This window comes from Flavobacterium sp. Root186, assembly GCF_001428525.1.
In the GTDB taxonomy this organism is placed as follows: Bacteria; Bacteroidota; Bacteroidia; order Flavobacteriales; family Flavobacteriaceae; genus Flavobacterium.
On record NZ_LMHW01000014.1, the window covers coordinates 309051 to 319160 of the forward strand.

The window sequence follows — 10110 nt, forward strand, 5'->3', positions numbered from 1 at the left end:
CTAAAAAGTATGAGCAATATAACTCCTATAAATATTGTAACTAGTCCTACAGAATATTTTGAATCTCAAAAAAAAAATTTAGAAACTAGACTTCAAGAAATAGAACTAACCGAAGAAGAAAAGGAAAAGATAATCTCTGAAAAAACGATTAAAACGATTAGAGATAAAACATTGGGTATGTTCAAGATTGGAGAGGCGATCAATACTTTCTTAAATTGGAATGAAGAAATAGATAGTGAATTAAAAAACGCAAAAAAAGAATATTTATTAAATTCTTATTTTGACAAAACTGAACAATCAGAAAATTCAATTAAGCAAATTCAGCAATTTTTAACCAGCCCACAAGGAAATACGCTATTTAATAAAATTATTAGAATTTTAGATAATACACCGCCAGATATTGAATTAACCGACCATCTGGCGAATGTGCTGAAAAATATCACAAATTCCGATTTTATTAAATTATTTGACGATCATAAATTTGCATTAAACCAAATAGAATTGCTAACACCTCAAGCACTAACGCTTTTATCTGATCATAAAAGTTGGCCAGCTTGGAATCTTGAAAGTTATGGCTCCCAAGGAGGCAGAATTACTTCAAATTGGATGCCTGATTTTATTTCTGGTTATTCCTCAACTAAAAATATAACTGATCCTAATCTCATACTAAAAATTACCCATTCAATGAATGATTTAGTAAAAAATAATTATGCATACGCAAATTTAACAAATCAAAGTTTAGTTGCTGCTGTTTTTATAACCGATATAGCAAAAATTATATTAAAATATATACAATAAATTAAATCCTTTTGCGAAAAATTAGTGGTTAAAACAAATGACTCAAAACAAAACCAATATACAATCCTGCATCACCATTCAAAACAACGAAATTGTTTTGAACGGAACTTCTATATTCAAAATTGAACCAACAGATTTTGCTGATTTCTCTAAACAAGCGTATCGTAATTTTGAAATGCAATATCCAAAATTTTTCAAAATGGATGCTTTGAGTAAACTGGCTTTTTTAGGGTCAGAGTTACTTTTAAGTCCGATAACTTCGACAAAAGAAGAAAATAATATCGCTTTGGTTTTGGCCAATAAATCATCAAGTTTAGATACCGATGTAAAATATCAGGAATCAATTTCTGATAAAGAAAACTATTTTCCGAGTCCGGCGGTTTTTGTTTATACGCTGCCAAATATTTGTTTAGGCGAAATAAGTATCCGTCATCAGCTGAAAAGTGAAAATTCTTTCTTTATATTTGATGCCTTTAACACCGAATTCATGTCGAATTATTCAGATATTCTTTTGAATACGAATAAAGCAGATATGGTTTTGTGCGGCTGGGTAGAATATTTTAATGATAATTATAAGGCTTTTCTGTGCACAATCAGCGCAACAGAAAACACAAAATATACAAACGAAACTATCAATACATTATATAATAAATAATCATGGAAGCATTAAAAGAAGAATTAAAAAATAAAATCATTACGACTTTAAACCTTGAAGATATCACAATCGAAGACATTGCTGATAACGATCCTTTGTTTGGAGATGGTTTAGGTTTAGACTCGATTGATGCGCTTGAATTGATCGTGATTTTAGATAAAGATTACGGAATTAAATTAGTAGATCCGAAAGAAGGAAAAACAATTTTCCAATCTATCGAAACTATGGCGGCTTATATTAGCGCTAACAGAACGAAATAAGACTTCTTAGATTGGCTTAGATTTTTAGACTACTTAGACAATGCTTTCCAAAAATCTAAGAAGTCTAATATCAAAAATTTTAAGAAAGTCTAATAAAAAAATCCAAGAAGTCTAAAATTCTAACAATCTAAGAAGTCTAAAATGAAAGGTGTTGCAATAACGGGAATGGGAATTATCTCTTCAATCGGAAATTCGGTTGAGGAAAACTACCATTCGTTAATCGAAAATAAAATCGGGATTTCCCGTATCTCTAATATTTCTACAGTTCATGCAGATGTTATTAAAGTGGGTGAAATTAAAAAAACCAACGATGAACTTATCGCTGAACTGGAATTAAACAGTGATAATAATTTTTCGAGAACCGCTATGATTGGTACTTTGGCAGCAAAACAAGCTGTTGAAAATGCGGGCATAACCTCAATCAACGAATTTAGAACCGGACTTATTTCGGCTACAAGTGTGGGCGGAATGGACATGACAGAGAAACATTATTACGATTATTTCGAAAAACCCGAACTGGTTAAATATATTACCTGTCATGACGGCGGCGATGTTGCAGATAAAATTGCAGAAGAACTGGGTTTAAAAGGAATGGTTTCGACCATCAGCACAGCTTGTTCCTCTGCTGCCAATTCGATTATGCTGGGTGCAAGATTGATTAAAACCGGAAAACTTGATCGTGTTATTGTGGGCGGAGCTGATGCTTTATCTAAATTTACCATCAACGGATTTAAGACTTTGATGATTTTATCTGACGATTACAACAAACCTTTCGACAATAACCGAAAAGGATTAAATCTGGGAGAAGCTGCGGCTTTTTTGGTTTTAGAATCGGATGAAATTGTTGCCAAACAAAATAAAAAAGTACTGGCAAGAGTTTCTGGTTACGGAAATGCAAATGATGCTTTTCACCAAACGGCTTCTTCAGAAAATGGAGACGGCGCTTTTCTGGCCATGAAAAAAGCTTTTGAAGTTTCAGGTTTAAAACCTTCTCAAATTGACTATATCAACGTTCACGGAACTGCAACCCCAAATAACGATTTATCTGAAGGAAGAGCAATAAAGAGAATTTATGAGGACAAGAATGTTCCGGATTTTAGTTCTACAAAACCTTTTACGGGCCACACTCTAGCGGCAGCAGCGGCAATTGAAGCTGTTTACAGTGTTTTGGCTATTCAGAATAATGTCGTTTATCCGAATTTGAATTTTGAAACTCAAATGGAAGAGTTTGATTTGACTCCGCAGACTTCATTAATAACTAAAAATATCGAACACGTTTTGTCTAATTCTTTTGGATTTGGAGGAAATTGTTCAACCCTTATATTTTCAAAAAGCTAATGAAAAAAACATATATAAATGGAGTAGGCTGTATTTCGACTCAAAAAACATTTGATACTGTTTTTTTAGAAGAAGCCAATGTAAATCACGATGAAAATGTACTGGCAATCGTTCCGCCGGCGTACAAAGAATATATCTCTCCGGCTGCAAGCCGCAGAATGGCAAAAGGTGTAAAAAACGGAATCATAGCTTCGGCTTTAGCCATGAAAGATGCCAATGTCGAAAAGGTTGATGCGATTATTACCGGAACTGGTTTAGGATGCATCGAAGATTCTGAAAAATTTCTAAAAAGTATTTTAGACAATAAAGAAGAATTTCTAACACCGACTTCTTTTATTCAATCTACACATAATACCGTTGGTGCGCAGATTGCACTTTTACAACAATGTAAAGGTTATAATTTTACGTATGTAAACGGCGCGGTTTCTTTTGAATCGGCACTTTTGGATGCTAAAATGCAGATTGAAGAAGACGAAGCTAATTCAATTTTAGTTGGAGGTGTTGATGAAAACGGTGAGTATACAACTTCACTTTTTAAATTAAACGGCCGCATTAAAGCAGATAATGCTGCTCCTTATGATGTTTTAAATTCCACAACGAGCGGTGCTGTTTATGGAGAAGGCGCCAGTTTTTTTGTTTTAGAAAATGAAAGAAAAGAAAATACATACGCTGAACTTCTAGATATTGCAATCGTAAATACGCTGGAAGAAAACGAAATTGAAACAGAGATTAAATCTTTTTTGAAATCTAATAATTTAGAAATTTCAGATATTGATGCTTTGGTCTTAGGTTTTGACGGAAATGCAGCTTTCGAAAATTATTATAAAAATCTGGCTGAAAATGCTTTCGCACAAACTCCTGTTTTGTACTACAAACATTTAAGCGGCGAATACGATACGGCTTCAGCTTTTGCTTTTTGGATGGCTTCGAAGATTTTAAAAACACAGGAAATTCCAGAAATTATAAAAGTAAATTCGGCTGTAAAACCAGCTTATAAAACCATTTTATTGTACAATCAATTAAATGGAAAAAATCATAGTTTTACGTTACTTTCAAAATGATAACGCATAAAAACATCTCGATCTTTTTTATCTTTTTATTGCTTTTAGTTTTTCTTCTGAATCTTTTTATGGCAATAAATTTGTGGTTCTTTTTTGCTATAATTTTTGTCTGGATCGGAATAAATGCTGTTGGTTCTTCAAGAATTTCTTCCAATTATCATGTAAAAGCTTTCTGCAATAATCCGCTGGAGACAGAGAAAAAAATTGCCATAACTTTTGATGACGGCCCAAGTGAATTTACTTTAGAAGTTTTAGCGCTTCTAAAAAAATACAATGCCAAAGCGACTTTTTTCTGTATCGGAAAGAATATCGAAACGCATCCCGAAATTGTAAAACAAATTATCGCCGAAGGTCATTTGGTCGGAAATCATTCTTATTCTCATTCTAAATTTTTCGATTTTTATAATGAAGATAAAATAATTGATGAACTTCGGAAAACAGATAAATTGCTGGAAAAATTCACTTCAAAAAAAATAAACTTCTTTCGTCCGCCTTACGGAGTTACGACGCCATCAATTCGAAGAGCTTTAAAAATTACCGGACATAAAACAATTGGCTGGAATATTCGTTCTCTTGATGGAGGCACAAAAAATCAGCAATTAATTTTCAATCGAATTATAAAACGGGTTTCTCCCGGCGGAATCGTACTTTTGCACGACACGGGATCACACTCTGTTTTAGTATTGGAACAGTTTTTGCAATTTTTAAAGCAAAACAATTATGAAGTGATTTCGATTGAAGAACTTTTGAATCTAAAAGCGTATGCAGACTAAAATATATCTATTCTTATTTTTAATTATCGGTTTCAATGTATCGGCACAAGAACAAAAAATGACGGATGCCGAAATTGCGGCTTTCAAGCAAGACGTAAATGTGGTATCTAAAAAAATCAAAACTTTGAGTACAGATTTTGTTCAATACAAACATTTGGATTTTTTATCGAAAGATATTGAAACTTCGGGAAAAATGGTTTTTAAAGAGCCTGCACTTTTGCAATGGCAATATAAAAAACCATACAATTACAGCATTGTTTTTAAGAACGGAAAAATCCTGATTAACGACGAGGGAAAGAAAAGTGCGGTCGATATTGGCAATAGCAAAATCTTTGCGCGAATCAATAAATTAATTATTGGAAGCGTAAGCGGAAATATGTTTGACGATAAAGAATTTACGATTTCGTATTTTAAATTGAAAGGGCAAAACCTTGCGAAATTTATTCCGAAAGATGCGACGCTGAAAAAATACATCAAACAAATTGAACTGACTTTTGACAAAGAGGAAGCAACTGTCGTTCAGGTAAAATTATTAGAATCATCAGAAGATTATACCAGAATTGTACTTAAAAATAAAGTGATCAATGCAAAAATCGACGATTCAGTTTTTACTAATTAATTGCTTTCTGGCAATTGTTTTGGTTTCTTGCGGCTCGGTCACAAAAAACTATACGCCAAAAAAATTAGACAAAACGTCTTATGAGGTTCCGTATTTTTCAGATTCAAAAACCGATTATGTTTATAAAACTAACATATCTGTTTACGGAAATGAATTGTCGGGAATTTTCATTGCCAAAAAAATAAACGACACTACACATCGAATTGTTTTTACAACGGAATTCGGAAATAAATTAATGGATTTTGAAATTTCTGAAACTGATTTTAAAGTCAACTCGATTGTTTCAGAATTAGATCGAAAAATTTTAATTAATACTTTAAAAGAAGATTTTCGACTGCTTTTAAAAAAACAATATTTGATTCAGCAACAATTTGAAAACGAATCAAATGACATTTATAAATCGGCAGATGGAAAACGGGACAATTATATTTTTATCTCTAAAAAAGATCAAAAATTAGAAAAGATCATTCACGCATCTAAAACAAAAGAAAAATTTACGCTGTTTTTCAATTCAGAAAACAATATTTTTGCTGAGAAAATCCAGATAATTCATCAAAATATTAAGCTTAAAATTGAGCTAAATTATTTTAAATCAGAATAGAAACTTAAACTAACCATAAAATTAAACTAATCAAAAGATGAAAAAAATAACCTTAATTGCATTCGTTTTATTTATCGGTCTTGTAAAATTACAAGCACAGGTAAAAGTTAGTCCCGGCCTTAGAGGCGGTTTGAATATTTCAACATTAACCAATATTGACGATAATAGATCTAAAACAGATTTTTATATTGGTGGATTAGTGGACATTAAATTTAATAAATATTTTTCGCTGCAGCCTGAGATAACATATTCAAGACAAGGTGATGAAGGAAGATATTTCGAAAACGGCCGTTATTATTCTGAAAAGTATGAATTAAACTATCTTACACTTGGTGCCGTTGCCAAATATCATTTTGGAGGTAAAGGTTTTCATGTTTTAGCCGGTCCATCTTTAGATATAAAAGTTGGTGATAATTATATCAACAGCAATCCTGAAGGTTTTGACCTTGCAATTGTGGGAGGTGTTGGTTATACGCTGCCAAACGGATTAACTTTTGAAGCCAGAATCAAACAAGGAATGATAGATATTTATGGTTATGATGGAATTGATAATGATAACGATTATTATTATGATGATGTTATCTTGAATCAGGTTTTCCAAATAGGAATCAGCTATACTTTTAAAGTAAAATAATGAGGAAAATAATCGTATTTACTTTTGTTTTATTTATCGGAATGTTTGCCTCAAAAGCTCAGGTAACTTTTACTCCTGGTTTAAGAGCTGGTTTGAGCCTTTCTACAATTTCAGAAACACATGCCGATTACAGACCGGATTTTTATATTGGCGGTTTTGGAGAAATAAACTTATCGAAACGTTATGCGCTTCAGCCCGAAATAAATTATATCAGGCAAGGTTCTAATAATGTTGCCCGAAATTTTATTGACCCAAATACACAGACAGAAAGAGTCGTTTATCAGGATTTGCAAATAAGTTATTTGTCGATTGCTTTGATTAACAAATTAAAATTTGGACAAGGTTTTCAGGTACAGTTCGGGCCGGCTTTAGATGTTCTTTTAGACGATAATTTAGCTTTTAGAAAAACATACAATGATCTTTCGTTTGTTACTGGCCTTGCTTATAAAATGCCTTCCGGACTTGGATTTGAAATTCGATTTAAAAAAGGTCTTTATGATGTTTTAGACAGCGATTATTATTATAATAATTTTAATAATGATTATTTTTTTGGTGATTATAATACTAATGTCAATTTTCAAATAGGCGTTACCTACTCTTTTAACGTAAAATAAAATATGAATATTAAAAATTTAACCATTATTGCATTGGTGTTTTTTGCATTTGTAAGCACACAAGCTCAAGTAACTTTTAGACCGGGAATTCAAGCGGGAGTTAATATTTCTAAAATAACAGGCTCTGACTTGGATCTAAATAGTAAAACAGATTTTTACATTGGTGCTTTTGGAGCTTTAAAACTTGGAAAAATTTATACTTTACAGCCAGAAATAACGTATTCAAGACAAGGAGCAAAAGGTTCTGTTGAAGGATTTTATCCTGTTTATTACCCAGACGGTCAATCCGGACTAACTTATGAAAACAGAGATTTAGATATTTCACTTCAGTATTTATCTTTTGTAACGATGAACAAATTTAACATTACTGAAAACATATATTTTTTAGCTGGTCCTTTTGCTGATATTATTGTTGGAAAAGAAATTAAATACAATAAATCAAATAATTTTTTTGCAAATGTTTCCAATGCTGAAGATATCGATTTTGGAATTATTGGCGGCTTAGGATTTAGTCTGCCAAAAGGAATTGCATTTGAAGCAAGAATCAAAAAAGGAGTAATGGATGCATTTGATGATGCAAACGGGGCTGCCACTACAAATTCTAACTTAGTGTTTCAATTTGGTGCCGCATATACATTCGGAAAATAATAAAAAATTATGGTTTTAAAAGATTTTTACAAAGTACTTTCGGAGGAGAAAACAGGCGATGCTAAATATAATTTTCGTATATTAGTTAATGCCAATCATGAGGTTTTTAAAGGTCATTTTCCTGGAAACCCAATAATGCCGGGCGTTTGCATGATTCAAATTATTAAAGAACTTGTGGAGTCAATCACAAAAAGTTCGTTGATAATACAAACACTTTCGAATGTAAAATTCATGGCATTAATTAATCCGGAGACGAATCCGGAACTGCGTTTAGAACTTGACATTACAACCACAGAAGATGATTTGGTAAAGGTGAAAAACACCACCTATTTTAACGATACCACCGCTTTAAAATTAAGCAATGTGTATAAAAAATTATAATTATGAAATTACTATTGTCATTACTTCTATGGATAAATTTTGCAGGAACTCCAGATTTGGCTTCCATCCGCAAAATGTATACTGATGTTACAAAATCAGAAACCAATTCTAAAGAATTTATCGAAAAACTTTCCGGAGTTTCAAATACCGATGATAAAATTTTAGTGGCTTACAAAGCCGCTTCGATTTTATTAGATTCTAAGTTTGAAAGTGTTTTAGGAAGCAAAATTTCTCGTTTTAAAGAAGGCGCGAAACTTCTTGAATCGACTATAAAAAGCGAGCCTAATAATATCGAAATCAGAATGATTCGACTGAGTATTCAGGAAAATGTTCCGGGAATTACGGGCTACAGAAAAAATATTAAAGAAGATAAAAAATTCATCACGGCACATTATGCAGAGCAAAATGGTGCTTTGAAAGATTATCTAAAAGACTTTGTTTTACAATCGAAAAGTTTCTCTGACAAAGAGAAACAGTTTGTAAAATAAGCTCATGAAAAATTCTCAATGAAACCTATTTTATCAAAGCAGGAATTGCTCGATTCAACTTCTTTTTGTGTTATTGTACCAACTTACAATAACCAGAAAACATTGAAAAAAGTGTTGGATTCTATTTTAGATTTCACTCCAAATATCATTATTGTCAACGATGGCTCAACAGATGAAACCAGCGAAATTTTAAAACAATATTCTCAGTTTACTCAAATTCATCATCCTAAAAATTTAGGAAAAGGAAGAGCACTGCGAAATGGATTTAGAAAAGCAATTGAAATGAATTTTGAATATGCCATCACTATAGATTCTGACGGCCAGCATTTCGCATCTGATATTCCAAATTTTATTGAAGAAATTCAAAAAGAACCCAATTCACTTTTAATTGGAAGCCGAAACATGACGCAGGAAAATGTTCCTAAGAAAAGCAGTTTTGGCAACAAATTCTCTAATTTCTGGTTCAAGTTTGAAACCGGAATTGAACTTCAGGATACACAATCTGGTTTTAGATTATATCCTTTAAAATTAATTCCGAAACCATTCTATACTAATAAATTTGAGTTTGAAATTGAGGTAATTGTTCGTTCATCGTGGAAAGGAATTATCGTTAAAAATATTCCCATTCAGGTTTTGTATGATCCGGCAGAACGTGTTTCGCATTTTCGCCCTTTCAGGGATTTTACCCGAATCAGTATTTTAAATACCGTTTTGGTAATCAATGCTTTGTTGTATATTAAACCTCGTGATTTCTTTCGACGAGCAAAAAAAAAAGGTTTTAAAAAATTCTTTCTGGAAGATATTTTAGAAAGCAACGATTCTAATTTTACGAAATCTGCCTCAATTGCTTTGGGAATTTTTATCGGAATTTCTCCTTTTTGGGGATTTCAAACCATACTTCTTTTTACTTTTTCCGCTTTATTCAGGCTCAATAAAGTAATCGCTTTTTTGTCTTCAAATGTGAGTTTTCCTCCTTTTATTCCGCTGGTAATCTATGGTTCATTAAAAACGGGAAGTCTTTTTATTTCTAGTGATGCGCCATTAATTTTAGATAGTTCGGCCACACTCGACGATATTCAAAAAAACGCTGCACAATATATCGTCGGAAGTCTTATTTTAGCATCCGTTTTAGCACTATCAGCTGGCCTAATAAGTTATTTGCTTTTAACCGCTTTTAGTTCTAAAAACAAAACGAATATTTAGGTACGGTTTTGCCACAGATTAAAAGATTTACAAAGAT

Annotated in this window: 14 protein-coding genes; all 14 read left to right on the plus strand. The window is 32.2% G+C overall.

What is annotated here, in order from left to right:
• The first annotated feature begins 9 nt into the window (after positions 1–9).
• The 14 genes from ASD98_RS18220 to ASD98_RS18285 all read left to right on the plus strand — a co-directional run bounded on the left by ASD98_RS18220 (position 10) and on the right by ASD98_RS18285 (position 10073).
• On the plus strand, positions 10–798 hold the full coding sequence (locus tag ASD98_RS18220; RefSeq protein WP_056207104.1) for a hypothetical protein: 789 nt from the start codon (positions 10–12) through the stop codon (positions 796–798).
• Between the two features lie 37 nt (positions 799–835).
• Positions 836–1453: a hypothetical protein gene (locus ASD98_RS18225; protein ID WP_056207106.1), complete on the plus strand. Its 618-nt coding sequence runs from the start codon at positions 836–838 to the stop codon at positions 1451–1453.
• Between the two features lie 2 nt (positions 1454–1455).
• Positions 1456–1713, plus strand: coding sequence for a phosphopantetheine-binding protein (locus tag ASD98_RS18230; protein WP_012023174.1), 258 nt, complete (start codon positions 1456–1458; stop codon positions 1711–1713).
• 141 nt (positions 1714–1854) lie between these two features.
• The gene (locus ASD98_RS18235) at positions 1855–3051 is read left to right on the plus strand and encodes a beta-ketoacyl-[acyl-carrier-protein] synthase family protein (protein ID WP_056207108.1); all 1197 of its coding nucleotides are present in this window, start codon (positions 1855–1857) and stop codon (positions 3049–3051) included.
• Entirely contained in the window at positions 3051–4112 is a 1062-nt protein-coding gene (locus ASD98_RS18240) for a beta-ketoacyl synthase N-terminal-like domain-containing protein (RefSeq protein ID WP_056207110.1), read from the plus strand. Before ASD98_RS18235 ends, ASD98_RS18240 begins: the two co-directional genes overlap by 1 nt.
• Before the next feature lie 68 nt (positions 4113–4180).
• On the plus strand, positions 4181–4885 hold the full coding sequence (locus tag ASD98_RS18245; protein ID WP_242412137.1) for a polysaccharide deacetylase family protein: 705 nt from the start codon (positions 4181–4183) through the stop codon (positions 4883–4885).
• Positions 4875–5504 (plus strand): outer membrane lipoprotein carrier protein LolA, encoded by a 630-nt coding sequence (locus ASD98_RS18250; RefSeq protein ID WP_056207115.1) that lies wholly within the window; start codon positions 4875–4877, stop codon positions 5502–5504. Before ASD98_RS18245 ends, ASD98_RS18250 begins: the two co-directional genes overlap by 11 nt.
• Positions 5470–6105: a hypothetical protein gene (locus ASD98_RS18255; RefSeq protein WP_056207117.1), complete on the plus strand. Its 636-nt coding sequence runs from the start codon at positions 5470–5472 to the stop codon at positions 6103–6105. The genes ASD98_RS18250 and ASD98_RS18255 overlap by 35 nt, the downstream gene beginning before the upstream one ends.
• A 37-nt stretch (positions 6106–6142) precedes the next feature.
• Positions 6143–6739 (plus strand): porin family protein, encoded by a 597-nt coding sequence (locus ASD98_RS18260; protein ID WP_056207118.1) that lies wholly within the window; start codon positions 6143–6145, stop codon positions 6737–6739.
• The gene (locus tag ASD98_RS18265) at positions 6739–7353 is read left to right on the plus strand and encodes an outer membrane beta-barrel protein (RefSeq protein WP_056207120.1); all 615 of its coding nucleotides are present in this window, start codon (positions 6739–6741) and stop codon (positions 7351–7353) included. The genes ASD98_RS18260 and ASD98_RS18265 overlap by 1 nt, the downstream gene beginning before the upstream one ends.
• A gap of 3 nt (positions 7354–7356) precedes the next feature.
• The gene (locus ASD98_RS18270; RefSeq protein WP_056207122.1) at positions 7357–8001 is read left to right on the plus strand and encodes an outer membrane beta-barrel protein; all 645 of its coding nucleotides are present in this window, start codon (positions 7357–7359) and stop codon (positions 7999–8001) included.
• Between the two features lie 9 nt (positions 8002–8010).
• Complete coding sequence (locus tag ASD98_RS18275; protein WP_056207124.1) at positions 8011–8382, plus strand: 3-hydroxyacyl-ACP dehydratase; 372 nt, start codon at positions 8011–8013, stop codon at positions 8380–8382.
• Positions 8383–8384: 2 nt separating this feature from the next.
• Positions 8385–8870: a hypothetical protein gene (locus ASD98_RS18280; protein WP_056207126.1), complete on the plus strand. Its 486-nt coding sequence runs from the start codon at positions 8385–8387 to the stop codon at positions 8868–8870.
• Positions 8871–8888: 18 nt separating this feature from the next.
• Positions 8889–10073: a DUF2062 domain-containing protein gene (locus tag ASD98_RS18285; RefSeq protein ID WP_056207128.1), complete on the plus strand. Its 1185-nt coding sequence runs from the start codon at positions 8889–8891 to the stop codon at positions 10071–10073.
• The last annotated feature ends 37 nt before the right edge of the window (positions 10074–10110 follow it).

Coding starts and splice junctions, on each gene's coding strand:
- ASD98_RS18270 (WP_056207122.1), top strand. CDS start 7,357: ATGAATATTAAAAATTTAACCATTATTGCATTGGTGTTTTTTGCATTT.
- ASD98_RS18250 (WP_056207115.1), top strand. CDS start 4,875: ATGCAGACTAAAATATATCTATTCTTATTTTTAATTATCGGTTTCAAT.
- ASD98_RS18260 (WP_056207118.1), top strand. CDS start 6,143: ATGAAAAAAATAACCTTAATTGCATTCGTTTTATTTATCGGTCTTGTA.
- ASD98_RS18265 (WP_056207120.1), top strand. CDS start 6,739: ATGAGGAAAATAATCGTATTTACTTTTGTTTTATTTATCGGAATGTTT.
- ASD98_RS18230 (WP_012023174.1), top strand. CDS start 1,456: ATGGAAGCATTAAAAGAAGAATTAAAAAATAAAATCATTACGACTTTA.
- ASD98_RS18280 (WP_056207126.1), top strand. CDS start 8,385: ATGAAATTACTATTGTCATTACTTCTATGGATAAATTTTGCAGGAACT.
- ASD98_RS18245 (WP_242412137.1), top strand. CDS start 4,181: ATGGCAATAAATTTGTGGTTCTTTTTTGCTATAATTTTTGTCTGGATC.
- ASD98_RS18255 (WP_056207117.1), top strand. CDS start 5,470: ATGCAAAAATCGACGATTCAGTTTTTACTAATTAATTGCTTTCTGGCA.
- ASD98_RS18220 (WP_056207104.1), top strand. CDS start 10: ATGAGCAATATAACTCCTATAAATATTGTAACTAGTCCTACAGAATAT.
- ASD98_RS18285 (WP_056207128.1), top strand. CDS start 8,889: ATGAAACCTATTTTATCAAAGCAGGAATTGCTCGATTCAACTTCTTTT.
- ASD98_RS18225 (WP_056207106.1), top strand. CDS start 836: ATGACTCAAAACAAAACCAATATACAATCCTGCATCACCATTCAAAAC.
- ASD98_RS18240 (WP_056207110.1), top strand. CDS start 3,051: ATGAAAAAAACATATATAAATGGAGTAGGCTGTATTTCGACTCAAAAA.
- ASD98_RS18275 (WP_056207124.1), top strand. CDS start 8,011: ATGGTTTTAAAAGATTTTTACAAAGTACTTTCGGAGGAGAAAACAGGC.
- ASD98_RS18235 (WP_056207108.1), top strand. CDS start 1,855: ATGAAAGGTGTTGCAATAACGGGAATGGGAATTATCTCTTCAATCGGA.